This is a genomic window from Streptomyces termitum, assembly GCF_014650175.1.
Lineage (GTDB): Bacteria > Actinomycetota > Actinomycetes > Streptomycetales > Streptomycetaceae > Streptomyces > Streptomyces termitum.
Window position 1 is genome coordinate 258,407 of record NZ_BMUL01000005.1, and the last position, 13,442, is coordinate 271,848.

Annotated in this window: 15 protein-coding genes and 7 tRNA genes; 12 read left to right on the forward strand and 10 right to left on the reverse strand. The window is 75.7% G+C overall.

Annotated elements, in window-relative coordinates:
- Window positions 1-464 precede the first annotated feature (464 nt).
- The 3 genes from IE219_RS12120 to IE219_RS12130 all read left to right on the forward strand — a co-directional run bounded on the left by IE219_RS12120 (window position 465) and on the right by IE219_RS12130 (window position 2,272).
- A complete protein-coding gene (locus IE219_RS12120; RefSeq protein WP_189949504.1) occupies window positions 465-632 on the forward strand; it encodes a hypothetical protein in 168 nt (55 codons plus the stop codon).
- A 360-nt stretch (window positions 633-992) separates the two neighbouring features.
- Window positions 993-1,946 (forward strand): aminoglycoside phosphotransferase family protein, encoded by a 954-nt coding sequence (locus IE219_RS12125; RefSeq protein ID WP_189976650.1) that lies wholly within the window; start codon window positions 993-995, stop codon window positions 1,944-1,946.
- Between the two features lie 47 nt (window positions 1,947-1,993).
- Entirely contained in the window at window positions 1,994-2,272 is a 279-nt protein-coding gene (locus tag IE219_RS12130; RefSeq protein ID WP_189976651.1) for a TFIIB-type zinc ribbon-containing protein, read from the forward strand.
- A 114-nt stretch (window positions 2,273-2,386) separates the two neighbouring features.
- Here IE219_RS12130 and IE219_RS12135 read toward each other — a convergent pair.
- The 5 genes from IE219_RS12135 to IE219_RS12155 form a co-directional block, all read right to left on the reverse strand.
- A tRNA-Val gene (locus IE219_RS12135) sits at window positions 2,387-2,458 on the reverse strand.
- Between the two features lie 29 nt (window positions 2,459-2,487).
- A tRNA-Val gene (locus tag IE219_RS12140) sits at window positions 2,488-2,559 on the reverse strand.
- Between the two features lie 34 nt (window positions 2,560-2,593).
- Window positions 2,594-2,665: transfer RNA gene (locus IE219_RS12145), tRNA-Val, on the reverse strand.
- Between the two features lies 1 nt (window position 2,666).
- Window positions 2,667-2,740: transfer RNA gene (locus IE219_RS12150), tRNA-Cys, on the reverse strand.
- Between the two features lie 39 nt (window positions 2,741-2,779).
- Window positions 2,780-2,852, reverse strand: a tRNA-Gly gene (locus IE219_RS12155).
- Between the two features lie 370 nt (window positions 2,853-3,222).
- On the opposite strand from IE219_RS12155, the gene IE219_RS12160 reads away from it, so the two are divergent.
- From IE219_RS12160 to IE219_RS12170, 3 genes are read left to right on the forward strand one after another with little or no spacing between them, the layout of a single operon-like run.
- Window positions 3,223-4,290, forward strand: coding sequence for a chorismate-binding protein (locus IE219_RS12160; RefSeq protein ID WP_189976652.1), 1,068 nt, complete (start codon window positions 3,223-3,225; stop codon window positions 4,288-4,290).
- Window positions 4,287-5,117 carry an aminotransferase class IV gene (locus tag IE219_RS12165; protein WP_189976653.1) on the forward strand — a complete coding sequence of 277 codons (831 nt, stop codon included), beginning with the start codon at window positions 4,287-4,289 and terminating at the stop codon, window positions 5,115-5,117. Before IE219_RS12160 ends, IE219_RS12165 begins: the two co-directional genes overlap by 4 nt.
- Before the next feature lie 42 nt (window positions 5,118-5,159).
- Complete coding sequence (locus IE219_RS12170) at window positions 5,160-5,999, forward strand: GNAT family N-acetyltransferase (RefSeq protein WP_189976654.1); 840 nt, start codon at window positions 5,160-5,162, stop codon at window positions 5,997-5,999.
- A gap of 34 nt (window positions 6,000-6,033) precedes the next feature.
- Here IE219_RS12170 and IE219_RS12175 read toward each other — a convergent pair whose 3' ends face one another.
- Window positions 6,034-6,546, reverse strand: coding sequence for a DsbA family protein (locus IE219_RS12175; protein ID WP_189976655.1), 513 nt, complete (start codon window positions 6,544-6,546; stop codon window positions 6,034-6,036).
- 181 nt (window positions 6,547-6,727) lie between these two features.
- On the opposite strand from IE219_RS12175, the gene IE219_RS12180 reads away from it, so the two are divergent.
- Together IE219_RS12180 and IE219_RS12185 are read left to right on the forward strand one after the other, a co-directional pair.
- Window positions 6,728-7,162 (forward strand): hypothetical protein, encoded by a 435-nt coding sequence (locus IE219_RS12180; RefSeq protein ID WP_189976656.1) that lies wholly within the window; start codon window positions 6,728-6,730, stop codon window positions 7,160-7,162.
- A 133-nt stretch (window positions 7,163-7,295) separates the two neighbouring features.
- Entirely contained in the window at window positions 7,296-7,487 is a 192-nt protein-coding gene (locus tag IE219_RS12185; protein ID WP_189976657.1) for a hypothetical protein, read from the forward strand.
- 38 nt (window positions 7,488-7,525) lie between these two features.
- On the opposite strand, the gene IE219_RS12190 is transcribed toward IE219_RS12185, so the two are convergent.
- Entirely contained in the window at window positions 7,526-8,083 is a 558-nt protein-coding gene (locus IE219_RS12190) for a CGNR zinc finger domain-containing protein (protein WP_189976658.1), read from the reverse strand.
- 190 nt (window positions 8,084-8,273) lie between these two features.
- Window positions 8,274-8,687 carry an SsgA family sporulation/cell division regulator gene (locus tag IE219_RS12195; RefSeq protein WP_030493555.1) on the reverse strand — a complete coding sequence of 138 codons (414 nt, stop codon included), beginning with the start codon at window positions 8,685-8,687 and terminating at the stop codon, window positions 8,274-8,276.
- 189 nt (window positions 8,688-8,876) lie between these two features.
- On the opposite strand from IE219_RS12195, the gene IE219_RS12200 reads away from it, so the two are divergent.
- Entirely contained in the window at window positions 8,877-9,299 is a 423-nt protein-coding gene (locus IE219_RS12200; protein WP_189976659.1) for a TIGR02611 family protein, read from the forward strand.
- A gap of 54 nt (window positions 9,300-9,353) precedes the next feature.
- Window positions 9,354-9,428: transfer RNA gene (locus IE219_RS12205), tRNA-Val, on the forward strand.
- 58 nt (window positions 9,429-9,486) lie between these two features.
- On the opposite strand, the gene IE219_RS12210 is transcribed toward IE219_RS12205, so the two are convergent.
- The gene (locus IE219_RS12210) at window positions 9,487-11,916 is read right to left on the reverse strand and encodes an SCO7613 C-terminal domain-containing membrane protein (RefSeq protein WP_189976660.1); all 2,430 of its coding nucleotides are present in this window, start codon (window positions 11,914-11,916) and stop codon (window positions 9,487-9,489) included.
- Window positions 11,917-11,996: 80 nt separating this feature from the next.
- On the opposite strand from IE219_RS12210, the gene IE219_RS12215 reads away from it, so the two are divergent.
- Together IE219_RS12215 and IE219_RS12220 are read left to right on the forward strand one after the other, a co-directional pair.
- Complete coding sequence (locus IE219_RS12215; protein WP_189976661.1) at window positions 11,997-12,443, forward strand: SRPBCC family protein; 447 nt, start codon at window positions 11,997-11,999, stop codon at window positions 12,441-12,443.
- 39 nt (window positions 12,444-12,482) lie between these two features.
- A tRNA-Val gene (locus tag IE219_RS12220) sits at window positions 12,483-12,554 on the forward strand.
- An 85-nt stretch (window positions 12,555-12,639) separates the two neighbouring features.
- Here the strand turns inward: IE219_RS12220 and IE219_RS12225 are convergent.
- Window positions 12,640-13,368, reverse strand: a complete 729-nt coding sequence (locus tag IE219_RS12225; RefSeq protein ID WP_189976662.1) for a 3'-5' exonuclease — start codon at window positions 13,366-13,368, stop codon at window positions 12,640-12,642.
- Window positions 13,369-13,442: the final 74 nt, after the last annotated feature.

Consider the following 13,442-nt stretch of genomic DNA (forward strand, 5'->3'; position numbering starts at 1 on the left):
CCCCGGCGCGCTCATAGGCCGCGCCCTCCCGCCGCCATCGATTGTCAGTGCTGGGAAGGAGCCCGGTCCCGCCCCGTTCCCGGGCACCCGGCCAACACCCCTTCCGGCCCACTCCACTTGGCGGCACGCTCCGCCAACTCCCCGCGCCCGCGCCCCGTCTTCCCCCGCGGGCCGCCCCTCCTCCGCGCCCGACGTGAGCCATGTCACTCCTCCCGGGCCCCGGTGGGGGCGCGTCCCTTCCGGGAAGCCCCCCACCCGCGCGCCCCCGTCTCCACCCAGGGGAGTACGCCCGGGGGCCGGGCGTCATCCTCCCGTAGGCCGGAAAGCCGGTACGCGGGCATGACGCCCCCGAGGCCCCCGCTCCCTACTGTTGAGGTCATGCGGTGGGCGCGACTCTCGTCCCCCGAGGAACACGCGCCCACCGCACCGGAAACCTGCAAGGACAGCAACGACAGGAGAGGACCATGGCCCACACGGCACACCGGCCGACCCCCCGCCCCGCGGGACGTCGCCATCCCCTGGTCGCCACCGCCATGGTCCTCCCTCTCGCGGCCCTGCTCGTGGTCGTCTTCGGCGGCTGGGAAGCGGTGGTCACACAGGCGTCGTCCGTGGGCGTGATGCTGGGGCGCTGAGCGGCGCCCCGGGCCCGGGAGAGCGGCCCGGGCCGGACACATCGGCCGACAGCCCCGTGGGGACGGGGGTGCGGCGGACGACAGCGCAGGGGCCGGTCGGCCGGGGAGCCGACCGGCCCCTCCGCGTTCCCCGACTCCCCGTGCCCGACTCCCCGGGCCGCAGGCCCCGGCCCCGATCTCCCGCGCTCCGGGCCCGCGCCCCGGGTCTTGCGCTCCGGACTCTGAGCTTCCGTGCTCCGGGTCCTGTTCCCCGTTCTCCCGCGCCCCAGTCCCTGGGCCCGCGCCCCGGGCTCTGAGCTTCCGCGCCCCGCGCCCCAGGCCCCGGTCCCGGACCTCCGAGCCCCCGCGTACGCTCCCCGGATGGACACCGCAGAGACCGGCCCCGACCCCGCGGGGGTTTCCGGGGCGCTCGCCCGGGCCGCCCGGACCGCCGTGCACGGCGGGGGAGCGTGCGGCTGCGCGCCGGGGACGGTCGGGCCGCTCGCGGACCGCGACGACGGCACCGTCGTCCGGCACGGCGGACTGGTCGCCAAGGCGCACGCCCCCGGCACCGCCCCCGGCCCGCACGCCGCCCGGCTCGCGCTCGCCGGCCACCCGGACCTGGCCGGGATCTTCCTGCCGCCGGTGCCGGGCGTCCGGCCGGAGCCGCTCGACGGCCGACCGGTGACGCTGTGGCCGTACGGGCCCCCGGTCGACCCGGAGGACCCCGGCGCCGCGCCCTGGGAGGAGGCGGCCCGGCTCCTCGCCCTGCTCCACCGCACCCCGCCGCCGGACGGGCCCGAGGGGCTGCCCGCCATGCGCGCGCCCGCGAAGGCCGCCCTGGCCGTCGAGCGGATGCGCCGCACCGCGCCCGGCCACCCCGCCGCCGGCACCGTCCTCGCGGCCTGGCGGACCGTCCCCCCGGACCCCGGCACGCGCGCGTACCTGTGCCACGGCGACTTCCATCTCGGTCAGCTGGTCCGGGACTTCCGGGGCTCCTGGCGGCTCATCGACATCGACGACGCGGGGGTCGGCGACCCCGCCTGGGACCTGGCCCGCCCGGCCGCCTGGTTCGCGGCCGGACTGCTGCCGCCGGAGGTCTGGGCGCGGTTCCTCGACGCCTACCGGGCGGCGGGCGGCCCGGCCGCCGGCGCGGACCCCTGGGAGCGGCTCGACCTGCCCGCGCGGGCCCTGACCGTGCAGACCGCCGCCCTCGCGCTGGCCAAGTCCACGGCGGAGCGCCGCGCCCTCGACGAGGTCGAGACCGTGATGATCGACACCTGCGCCAGGATCGCGGATTCCCGAACCGTCCCGGCCCCCGCCGCGTCCCCCTAAGGTGAAGCCAACGATTCGAACGGCAACGGCAGGGAGTTGAGCCGAGCATGCAGTGTCCCAAGTGTCACGCGGCGATGCACACGTACAACCGCAACGGCGTCCAGATCGAACAGTGCAGCGGCTGCCGCGGCATCTTCCTGGACTACGGCGAGCTGGAGGCCCTGACCCGCCTGGAGTCCCAGTGGACCCAGCCGGCCCCGCCCCCGCCGCCGGCCGCCTACCCGGCCCAGCCCGCTCCGCCCGCCTGGGGCGCCCCGCACGGCGGCCACGGCCACGGCGGCCACTACGGCCGGCGCGGCTTCGGCCGGATGCTGTTCTCCTCCTGAGCCGTTCCCCCGCTCCCCGGCCCGTCCCGTCCTGTGCGGGCCGGGGAGCCCCGGCCGCCGTCCGGACACGACGAAGCCCCGGCCGTGAACTACGGCCGGGGCTTCATGATCCCGTGCGCGATACTGGGATTGAACCAGTGACCTCTTCCGTGTCAGGGAAGCGCTCTCCCGCTGAGCTAATCGCGCGGGTCACACCCGAGGGTGCGGGTACTGCGTGCGCGATACTGGGATTGAACCAGTGACCTCTTCCGTGTCAGGGAAGCGCTCTCCCGCTGAGCTAATCGCGCGGGGGATCCTAGGATCCAGGACCCGAAGGTCCAGTGGACGATACTGGGATTGAACCAGTGACCTCTTCCGTGTCAGGGAAGCGCTCTCCCGCTGAGCTAATCGTCCTTGGAGGTGGAGACGGGATTTGAACCCGTGTAGACGGCTTTGCAGGCCGTTGCCTCGCCTCTCGGCCACTCCACCAGGAGTGTCACAGGGGGTTCGGGAAGATCCCCCCACTCGAGCGGACGACGAGATTCGAACTCGCGACCCTCACCTTGGCAAGGTGATGCTCTACCAACTGAGCCACGTCCGCTTGTCGTTTCCGTTTCGCTTGCGCGTCCCGGCGACGTGTTGAACTTTAGCGGATTCCTCGGCCAGTACAAAAACGCGTTTCCGCAGCGTGCTGAGCCACCGCCCGATCCGGCCCCCGCGACGGCCCCCCGGGCGGGGTGGCGGACGGGGCCGGAGGGGCGCGCGGGACGTCCGGGGCGGCGCCCGCGCGGCCGCCCCGCCGCCGGTCACCGGCCGTGCCCGCCGCCCCGCCGCCCGTGCCCGCACCGGCCCCGCCCGCCCCCGCCGTCCGCCGCCGACCCGGGCCGCGTCCGCGAACTCCCGCCGGGCACCGCGGCCCGCGCCCTCCGGGCGCACGGCGGGACTTTCCGGGCACGACCTAGACTCGATCCGTGTACGACCTAGCTCCCCTGGCCCGCTTCGGCGGCCTCGTCGCGACCGATCTCCGGGACGTCACCCACGACCCGGAGGCCCTGGACTCCGCAGGCTTCTGGGCCGTCTGCGCCGACTTCGAGGGCCGGCTCACCTGCGCCCGCTTCGGAGACGTCCGCAGGGACCCCGTGCCCGCCGCCGCACCCGGCGCGTGGGCCGGACCCCGTCCCGGCGACTGGACGTCGTCCCTCGACCGCGCCGCGTACACCGCGGGCGTGCGCCGGATCCGCGAGCACATCGCGCGCGGCGAGGTCTACCAGGCGAACCTCTGCCGGGTGCTGAGCGCGCCGCTGCCCGACCCGGCCCGCGCCGACGTCGACGCCCTCACCGCGCTGCTCGCCGCGGGCAACCCCGCCCCCTACGCGGGCACGATCCGGCTGCCCGCGCACGGCGTGGAGATCGCCACCGCCTCGCCCGAGCTGTACCTGCGCCGGGAGGGCGCCCTGGTCTCCTCGGGTCCCATCAAGGGCACCGGCCGCACCGCCGCCGACCTGCTGCCCAAGGATCACGCCGAGAACGTGATGATCGTGGACCTGGTCCGCAACGACCTCGGCCGCGTCTGCGCGACCGGCTCCGTCACCGTCCCCGCCCTGTGCGAGGTCGAGGAGCACCCCGGTCTCGTCCACCTCGTCTCCACCGTCGGCGGCGTGCTGCGCGAGGACGCGGGCTGGCCCGAACTGCTGGCCGCCACCTTCCCGCCCGGCTCCGTCACCGGCGCCCCGAAATCCAGCGCCCTGAGGATCATCGATTCCCTGGAGACCGCGCCCCGCGGCCCGTACTGCGGCGGCGTGGGCTGGGTGGACGCCGACACCGGCCGCGCCGAGCTGGCCGTCGGCATACGCACCTTCTGGATCGACCGCCCGCAGGAGGTGCTGCGCTTCGGCACCGGCGCCGGGATCACCTGGGGCTCCGACCCCGAGCGGGAGTGGGAGGAGACCGAGCTGAAGGCCGCCCGGCTGGTCGCGATAGCGTCGGGCGCCTACGAGTCAGGCGCCTCTGAGGCGAGCGGAAAGGCCATCTCTCGATGAAACTCTGGGTCAACGGCGGGCTGCACGACGAGAAGGCCGCCCGGGTCTCGGTCCTGGACCACGGACTGACCGTCGGCGACGGCATCTTCGAGACGGTCAGGGCCGAGCGCGGCGAAACGTTCGCCCTCACCCTCCACCTGGAGCGCCTCACCCGCTCCGCGCGCGGCCTCGGCCTGCCCGACCCCGACCTCGACGAGGTCCGCCGGGCCTGCGCCGCCGTCCTGGAGGCCAACCCGGTGGAGCTGGGCCGGCTCCGCATCACCTACACCGGCGGCCTCTCCCCGCTCGGCTCGGAGCGCGGCGACACCGGCACCAGCCTGGTCGTCGCCGTCGGCCCCACGGCCCGCCGCCCCGACACCACCAAGGCGATCACCGTCCCCTGGACCCGCAACGAGCGCGGCGCCCTCACCGGACTCAAGACCACCTCGTACGCCGAGAACGTCGTCGCCCTCGCACGCGCGAAGGAGGCCGGCGCCTCCGAGGCCCTCTTCGGCAACACCGTCGGCCGGCTCTGCGAGGGCACCGGCTCCAACGTCTTCGTCGTGCTCGACGGCCGCCTCCACACCCCGCCCGTCTCCTCCGGCTGCCTCGCGGGCATCACGCGCGCGCTGGCCGTGGAGTGGACCGGTGCCGAGGAGACCGACCTCCCGCTGGACGTCCTGGAGACCGCCGAGGAGATCTTCCTCACCTCCACCCTGCGGGACGTCCAGGCCGTGCACACGGTGGACGGGCGGGCGCTCTCCGCCGAGCCGGGCCCGGTCACCGTCAAGGCCATGCGGGTCTTCGAGGAGCGGGCCGCCGCCGACCGGGACCCGAAGCTCGGATAAATCCGGATGACGGGGGCCTCCCGAATGGGTAGAACACCCCTGATGACCACCACACTGCGGCCGTCCGAGCCGCTCCAGCACACCGCCGACGGCGGCCGTTCGCGCACCTACGACATCTGCGTGAACAGCCGCCGCGTCGGTTCCGTCCGCCTCCTGACCGACCCCGGCTTCGGAGCCACCTCGGGGCTGATCGAGGACCTCCGGGTCGACGAGCCCGACCGGCGCCGGGGCCGGGCCACGGTGGCGGTGCTCGCCGCGGAGGAGGTGCTGCGCGGCTGGGGCTGCTCGGACGTGAAGATATCCGTGCCCGCCGCTGCGGGGGCCGCGCTCGCGCTGGCCCGCGCGCTCGGCTACACCGAGCGCAGCCGGAACATGATCAAGGAACTCCCGGACGCGCCGCCCGCCCCGCCCGCCGGCGCCGAGGTCCGTCCCATGACGGAGGAGGAGTACGCCGTCTGGGAGCCGGCCGCGCGGGACGGCTTCGCCCGCGAGTGGATGGCCCGGGGCGTCTCCGAGGAGCAGGCCCGCGCCAAGGCCGAGGCCAGCCACCGCGAGCTGCTGCCGCGGGGACTGGCCACCCCCGGCACGGCGATCAGCGTCGTCGCCGTCGGCGGCCGGGTCGCCGGCCACGTCTGGACCGGGGTGCGCGAGCTGGACCCGGGGGTCACCGCCGGGTACGTGTACGACATCGAGGTCGACCGGGAGCAGCGCGGCCGGGGCCACGGCCGCGCGCTGATGCTGCTGGCCGAGCGGACGGTGCGGGAGGCCGGGGAGGCCCTGATCGGACTGCACGTCTTCGCGGACAACACCCCGGCGGTCCGCCTGTACGAGTCCCTCGGCTACCGGGTCACGTACGTCAACAGCTCCAAGCGGCTGCTCTGACGCCCGGATCCGGGGGCTGAGGGGAGCGGGGGCGTCAGCCCGCCAGGAGGCGGTCGGCGATCTCCTCGATCCGGGCCCGCAGCCCCTCCTGGCTCTTGCCGCCGTCCAGCCGCTCCCCGCCGATCACGTAGGTCGGGGTGCCGGTGACCTTGAGGGCCTGGCCCTCGGCCTGGTCGGCGTCGACGACGAGCAGGTGCCGGCCGTCGATCAGCGCCGTGTCGAACTCCTCGGCGTCCAGGCCGAGTCCGGCCGCCACCTCCAGGAGCACCGGCTCGCCGCGCTCGGCCAGCTCGGCGGTCCGGGCCAGCAGGGCTTCCGCGTACTCCCGGCCCCGGCCCTGGTCGACGGCCTCCTCGGCGGCCTGGGCGGCGGCGTAGGCATGCTTGTTCTTGGCCAGCGGGAAGTGGCGCAGCCGGACGTCGATCCGGTCGCCGTACTTCTCGCGCAGCGCGTGGAGGTCGTCGAGGGCCTGGAAGCAGTCCGGGCACTGGAGGTCGAACCACGCCTCCAGGACGACCGGGGAGGGTGCGGTGGTGATGTCGCTCATGACCGCCAGTCTTCCAGCCGCCCGGCCCGCCGGTGCCATCGGCACCGCACCGGCACCTGAGGAGGAGATCGCGTCCGGGACGACCCGGAGATCTCCCTGAGACCGGTCCGGCGGCATGGCCCCCAGCCACCGGTGGGGTGCAGGATGGAAGGGACGTGATGGCCAGGACCTGGAGGATCGCATGCTCGCCGAGACCATTTTCTCCGCGGTGGCCGCGGCGGGCCTGGGCATCGCCGCGATCACGGCCTACCGGAAGAAGTACCGCTCCGCCGCCCGGATCGCCGCCTACGCCCTGGTGCCGCTGGGCCTGGTGATGACCGGTGCGGTGCGGTGGGCCTTCGACACCGCCTTCAGCCCGGTCGCCTGGGCCGGCTTCGGAGCGCTCGGCGCCGCCTGGCTGCTCCTCGCGGCGACGCGGGGCGCCGAGCGGCGGGCCGGCCGGAAGGCGGCCGGGGGCGGGGCGGAGCCCGCCGCGGTCGCGCCCGGCGCCTCGGCCCCGGCCGGGAAGGCCCTCGGCGGCCGGGCTCCGCGCGCGGCGACCGGCGGGGGAGCGGCGGCCGGCGCGTCGGAGGACTTCAGCGACATCGAGGCGATTCTGAAGAAGCACGGAATCTGACCGCTTCTGGCCGTTGTCTGCCGGGCCGCGACCGGGCGGTGTTCCCAAGATCCACGGGAAGGGGTGAACTCCCCCGGGGGAGAGGCTCTTTCGGCGATTCCGAGGGGTCGCCGTGCGCGATCATCCCCCCGAGATGCTGGATACCTCGCGGGAACCCGCCCCCGCCTCCGCCGATTCCCTCCCCGCCGACACCCCGGCCGACCTCCCGGCCGACGAGCCGCGGGGCTGTCTCTACGCACTGTCGCAGCCACCGCTGATGATCTTCCTGACGGTGATCGGGCTGCTGTTCCTGCTGGCCGCCCTGCACGACCTCTACCTCCTGTGACGCCGCCCCGGACCGGGACGCCCCGCCGGAGCGGCCGGTCAGCCGGCGGCTTCCTTGCGGCGCGCCCGGTAGGCGGCCACGTGCAGGCGGTTGCCGCAGGTGCGGCTGTCGCAGTAGCGCCGGGAGCGGTTGCGGGAGAGGTCGACGAAGGCCCGGCCGCAGTCCGGCGCCTCGCAGCGCCGCAGCCGCTCGCGCTCGCCCGCGACCACGATGAAGGCGAGCGCCATCCCGCAGTCGGCCGCCAGGTGGTCGGCGACGGAGGCGCCCGGCGCGAAGTAGTGCACGTGCCAGTCGTAGCCGTCGTGGTCGGTGAGCTGCGGGGTGGTGCCCGCGGCGGCCACCAGCTGGTTGATCAGGGGGGCCGCTATCCGGGCCTCCGGGGCGGAGAAGACCGCGGCGAAGCGCTCGCGCACCTCCCGCACGGCCCGCAGGTCCTCGGCGCCCAGGCCGCTCACGCCGCTGATCCGGTGCGCCCGGACGAAGACGCGCAGGGCGTCCAGGTCCGCGAGCGTGTCCTCGCGGTCGCCCTGTGCGGCGGTGTTCATCAGATCGACGACGGTGTCGAGGGCGATCCGGGTGTCATGGGGGATGAGCACGCTTCGCTCCCTGGCCGGCCGCGGGCGGGCGCCCGCGGATTGGCGACGACTCTAGCGCGCCCCGGAAAAGCGCGGCGGCGCCCCGCACCGCGCCGGCTGCGCGGTGGGAGCGCCGGAGGTCGTGCCGTGTGGCCGTCCGCGCGGCGCCGTCGCCCCGAGTCGGACGGCGCCGTGCGGTCGATGGCCTGGCTCAGCTGTCCGCCAGGATGTGGGAGAGCTCCGTATCGAGGTCGAAGTGCCGGTGCTCGGTGCCCGGTGGCACCGCGGCGTCGGTCCGCTTGAGGAACGACTCCAGGGCCCTCGCCGGGGCCTCGAGCAGGGCTTCTCCCTCGGGAGAGCTCAATGCGATGCAGACGACTCCCTGACCGTGACTACGGGACGGCCAGACCCGGACGTCGCCCGTGCCGGTGGGCCGGTGCAGCCCCTCGGCGAGAAGGTCGCGGGCGAAGACCCACTCGACCGTCTCCTCGGCTCCGGTGTGGAAGGTGGCGTGCACGGCGTACGGATCCGCCGTGTCATACCGCAGGCCCGCGGGTACAGGCAGTGAGGACTCGCTCGACACAACGAGGCGCAGGTGCAGCTCGCAGCTCACCACGGTGTTCATAAGCGCCAGGGCCTTTCGCTCAGTGTGCGCTCGGGGATTCGCACGTCGGCGAAATCGACATGCCACCTACGGTGCCGTTGTAAACCCCTCTGTCTGTTTTGTGAGGGTTCCGGTACCCCGGGTGGCGGAGCGTGACATGCGGTAATGCGGCCATTCCAGTGAGGCTGGTGAGTCGGGTAGGTTGGCTCCATGAATGCGGAGAGTGACGAGCGCGCCCCCGGGGCCGAGGCCGACGAGAAGGCCGAACTGGGATCCCGCGCACCGGAGTTCATCAAGTCCCGGCGCGGCCTGCACCTCAGCTGGCAGGTCGGCGTCTTCATCGTCGGACTCGCCGTGATCGGTGCCGGCATCCTCATGCTCGTCTTCCCCGGACCCGGCTGGCTCGTCATCTTCGCCGGCATGGCGATCTGGGCGACCGAGTTCGTCTGGGCGCAGATCGTCCTGCGCTGGACCAAGCGCAAGGTCACCGAGGCCGCACAGCGCGCCCTCGACCCCAGGGTCCGCCGCCGCAACATCACCCTCACCGTCATCGGCCTGGTGATCATCGCCGCGCTGCTCGGCTGGTACCTGTGGAAGTTCGGCATCGTCATGCCCTGGAAGATCGACGAGTGACCCCGGGGTGGTTCGGAAGCCCCGCTGACATGCGGTAATGTTGGCGGTGCGCCGGGGCGATTAGCTCAGCGGGAGAGCACTTCGTTCACACCGAAGGGGTCACTGGTTCGATCCCAGTATCGCCCACCACCCGGCCCGAGGGCCCGGAGACGACCACCGTCTCCGGGCCCTCGGCACGTTCCGGCCCTCACCGCATCCGGGCCAGCCGCTCCCGCAGCCGCCGCGCCTCCCGCAGCCGGCGCTCGTACGTCGCGCCCACCGCGAGCAGCAGCAGCCCCGCCCCCGCCATCGGCACCCAGCGCGGCAGCGCCCCCACCAGCCGCGCCACGTACGGCGCCAGCTCGTGCAGCCCCACCAGGACCAGCACCGCCCCGCCCAGCACCAGCGGCGCCTGGAGCCGGTACCGCGCCCCCAGCAGCGTCACCGCCAGCGCCCCCGCCCCCAGCAGCAGCGGACGCGGACCCGCCGGGACCGCCCAGACCGCCACCAGCCCCGGCAGCAGCGTCACCGCCAGCCCCGGGCCGTACGCCGACCACGACGAGGCCGCCGGATCCCGGCGCCGCCGCAGGAAGCCCACCACCAGCGCCGGCACCGTCACCGGCAGCGTGTACGCCTCCGGCACCGCCACCCCCCACACCGCCAGCCGCACCCAGGCCGCCGCCAGGAACAGCGCCCCCGCCGCCCACGACGCCGCCGGCCGCCGCTCCGGCCGCAGCGCCGTCGCCGCCGCGACCACCCCGGCCACCGCCAGCGCCGTCGCCAGCACCGCCGGACGCCCCGCCGTCAGCGCCACCGCCACCACGCCGGTGCCCGCCCCCACCGCCTCGACCGCCACCGACCGCACCCGCGCGGCCAGGGCCGCCGTCGCCGCCGGCACCACCAGCAGCGCCAGCCCCGCCCCGGCCGCCGACAGCCCCGCCGCCGCGGCGCCCGCCCCCACCAGACCGGCCGCCGCGAGCACCGCCGCCCCGGCCGCCGCCTCGCGCACCGCCCCGGACCCGGCCACCGCCGCCGCCGCGAAGAGGCCCAGCAGCACCCCCAGCACCCCGAAGGTCGCGCCCCGCGCGTCCAGCGCCGACAGCACCGCCGAAGCCGCCGCCGCCAGCCCCGCCCCGTACCCCGTCCACCCGACCAGGACCCGCGCGTCGACCGGCGCCGACGGCCGCCGCGGGACCGTCCAGGACGCGCCCCACGGCCCCGCGGCCTCCGCCCGCTCCCGGACGGCCGGCCCGGGCTCCGGCAGCCCCCGCAGCGGGAGGCCCGGCCGCACCGCCACCGCCAGCCCCGCCGCCACCGCCACCAGCCGGACCGCGAGCCCCGCCGCGTACGGCAGCCCCAGACAGACCGGCAGCGCCATCAGCGCCGCCCACCCGAGCGCCACCGCGCCCCACCGGCCCCACGGCCGCCCCGCCACCGCCGACGCCCCCGCCGCCAGCAGCAGCACCAGGACCGCCGTCGCCGGAAAACCGCCCGGCACCGGCTCGGCGTGCACCCCCGACCAGATCCCCGCACCCCGGTCCGCCGGACCCAGCAGCCCGCCGAGCACCGGCGGCAGCGCCCATGCCACCCCCAGCGCCGCCACCCCGCCCCCGGCCACCCCGAACCCCGCCCGCACCGGACCGGGCACCCGCGCCACCCGCACCGGCCGCCACAGCGACGCCAGGGCCAGACCGCAGACCACGTACACCGGCACCGCCCACGCGGCCGGCAGCGCCGCCCGGAGCGGCCCGCCCACCGCGGCCACCGCCGCCAGCCCCGCCACCGCGCCCAGCGCCCCCGCCGCCGGACCGGCCGCCCGCGCCGCACCCAGGCACACCGCCGCACAGCCCAGCAGCAGCGCCGCCCCGCTCCACGGCTCCGCCACCGACAGCCACCCGCCGGTCAGCAGCGCCCACGCCGTCAGCCCCGCCGCCCCGACCGCCGCCGTCACCCGCGCCGCGACCGCCACCGGCCGCCCCAGCAGCACCACGTCCGCCGCCGCCGTCAGCACCGCCGCCCACGCGAACGCCGTCGGACCGCCCCCGGCCGCCAGCACCCCCAGCGGCACCGGCAGCTGCGCCGCCGCCACCGCCGCCGGAACCGGCAGCCGCAGCCGGGGCAGCACCGCGCCGTACCCCGCCCACAGCCCCGCCAGGACCGCCGCCGCCACCGCCGCGTACGCCGTCCCGTCCGTCCCCGCCAGCGCCACCCGCCGCAGCGCGTACGCGTCGAGCACCGCCAGCAGCAGCCCCAGCGCGCCGATCGCCTCCGCCGTCGACGCCAGCCCCCGGCGCAGCAGCGCCGCCGGGGCCGCCAGCGCAGCCGACGTCACCACCAGCAGCACCGCCGCCCGCCCGGCGATCCCCATCGACCCCCAGCTCACCAGCGTGAACGCCAGCGCCGCGATCCCCAGCAGCGTGCCGCCCAGCGTCAGCAGCACGTTCTGCGCGCTCCGCGGCGAGGTCTCCCGCCCCGGCGCCACCGGCGCGAACGGCGGGGCGACCGGCGGGGCGGGGGCGTACAGCACCCGCAGCAGCCACGCCCGCCGCGCCAGCAGCTCGGACCGGCGCGCGTCCAGCCGGGCCAGTTCCTGATCGACGAGCCGCAGCTCCTCGGCGGGCGGCAGGTTCATGTCCATGTCCGGAGTGTCGTGCCGGGACCCCGCGCCGGGAATGCGCGCTGCTACTCAGATCCGGCCTGAGTGGCCACACTGGGACCATGGACCCCTGCCGGTACCGCTTCCGCAGCGTCTGGCGGCTCGCCGCCCCGCCCGACGAGGTCTACCGGGTCCTCGAACGGGCTGAGGAGTACCCCCGCTGGTGGCCCCAGGTCCGCTCCGTCGCCCCCCGCGGCGCCACCACCGGCACCGCCCGCTTCCGCTCCCTGCTGCCGTACGACATCGAGGTCACCGCCCGCGCCCTGCGCCACGACCCAGCCGCCCGCGTCCTGGAGATCGGACTCGGCGGCGACCTGGAGGGCTGGGCCCGCTGGACGGTCCTGGCCGACGGCACCGGCAGCCGCGCCCTCTACGAGCAGGAGGTCGAGGTCAGGGCCCGCCTGCTGCGCCTCCTCTCCCTCCCCGGACGGCCCCTCTTCCGCGCCAACCACGCCCTGATGATGCGGGCCGGACGGCGCGGACTCGCCGCCCACCTGCGACGAGTTTGAACCCGGGGCCCGGGGCCCTGTATGGTTCAACCCGTTCCCGGGCGATTAGCTCAGCGGGAGAGCACTTCGTTCACACCGAAGGGGTCACTGGTTCGATCCCAGTATCGCCCACCGGGAGAGGCCGGTCCGTCACCACGACGGACCGGCCTCAGCCGTTTCCGGCCCCTGCTCCTGACGCCCCGGCAGACCCCGGCGGCTACGCGGCCGTCCGCAGCTCCGGCCGGACCGGCCACGACGGATCCACCGTCTCCGGCGTCCCCTGCCGCGCGAACCACGCCTGGAGCCCCCGCGCCTGCGCCGCGTGCCACGCCTCCTGGAGCCCGTGCAGCTCACCCGGCGTCAGCCGCTCCAGCCGGGACGCGAACCGCCGCCCCACCGCCCGGACGACCTCCAGCGCCGCCGTGGCGTCCGCCGCCGCGTCGTGCGCCCCCGCCAGCTCCACCTCGTAGTGCGCGCACAGGTCCGTCAGCGTCCGCCGGCCCTTGCGGTACCGGTCCAGGTGCTTGTCCAGGACCCGCGGATCGAGCACGCACAGCGCGGTGTGCTCCAGGTACCGGCCCAGCGTCGACGCCCGGTGCCGCCGCAGCTCGCGGTCCAGGATCGTCAGGTCGAAGGGCGCGTTCATCACCACCAGCGGCCGCCCCGCCGCGTTCTGCTCCGCCAGGGAGCGCCCCAGCTCCTCCATCACCGGCGACGGCCAGCGGCCGTTCCGCTGGAGGTGGTCGTCGGTCAGTCCGTGCACCGCCGTGGCCGCCTCCGGCACCGATATGCCCGGATTCACCAGCCAGCGCGTCACCCGGGGCCGCGCTCCGGCGGCGTCCTGGACGACGAGGGCGGCGGACACGATCCGGTCCTCCTCGACGTCCACTCCGGTGGTCTCCGTGTCGAAAGCGGCCAGGGGCCCCTCGTACCAGTGCGTCGTCATCCCCGAACTCCTCGCACGTGCGCGGCAGATGGCCAACCCCCTGCCCGGAACGGTGATACCCGGACTGTTTGCCG

What these genes read in the sequence shown, in the direction of transcription:
- IE219_RS12225 (WP_189976662.1), bottom strand. Translation starts at nt 13,368, where the DNA reads ATGACGACGCACTGGTACGAGGGGCCCCTGGCCGCTTTCGACACGGAG.
- IE219_RS12120 (WP_189949504.1), top strand. Translation starts at nt 465, where the DNA reads ATGGCCCACACGGCACACCGGCCGACCCCCCGCCCCGCGGGACGTCGC.
- IE219_RS12175 (WP_189976655.1), bottom strand. Translation starts at nt 6,546, where the DNA reads ATGAGCGACATCACCACCGCACCCTCCCCGGTCGTCCTGGAGGCGTGG.
- IE219_RS12170 (WP_189976654.1), top strand. Translation starts at nt 5,160, where the DNA reads ATGACCACCACACTGCGGCCGTCCGAGCCGCTCCAGCACACCGCCGAC.
- IE219_RS12165 (WP_189976653.1), top strand. Translation starts at nt 4,287, where the DNA reads ATGAAACTCTGGGTCAACGGCGGGCTGCACGACGAGAAGGCCGCCCGG.
- IE219_RS12195 (WP_030493555.1), bottom strand. Translation starts at nt 8,687, where the DNA reads ATGAACACCGTGGTGAGCTGCGAGCTGCACCTGCGCCTCGTTGTGTCG.
- IE219_RS12215 (WP_189976661.1), top strand. Translation starts at nt 11,997, where the DNA reads ATGGACCCCTGCCGGTACCGCTTCCGCAGCGTCTGGCGGCTCGCCGCC.
- IE219_RS12130 (WP_189976651.1), top strand. Translation starts at nt 1,994, where the DNA reads ATGCAGTGTCCCAAGTGTCACGCGGCGATGCACACGTACAACCGCAAC.
- IE219_RS12185 (WP_189976657.1), top strand. Translation starts at nt 7,296, where the DNA reads ATGCTGGATACCTCGCGGGAACCCGCCCCCGCCTCCGCCGATTCCCTC.
- IE219_RS12200 (WP_189976659.1), top strand. Translation starts at nt 8,877, where the DNA reads ATGAATGCGGAGAGTGACGAGCGCGCCCCCGGGGCCGAGGCCGACGAG.
- IE219_RS12125 (WP_189976650.1), top strand. Translation starts at nt 993, where the DNA reads ATGGACACCGCAGAGACCGGCCCCGACCCCGCGGGGGTTTCCGGGGCG.
- IE219_RS12210 (WP_189976660.1), bottom strand. Translation starts at nt 11,916, where the DNA reads ATGGACATGAACCTGCCGCCCGCCGAGGAGCTGCGGCTCGTCGATCAG.
- IE219_RS12180 (WP_189976656.1), top strand. Translation starts at nt 6,728, where the DNA reads ATGCTCGCCGAGACCATTTTCTCCGCGGTGGCCGCGGCGGGCCTGGGC.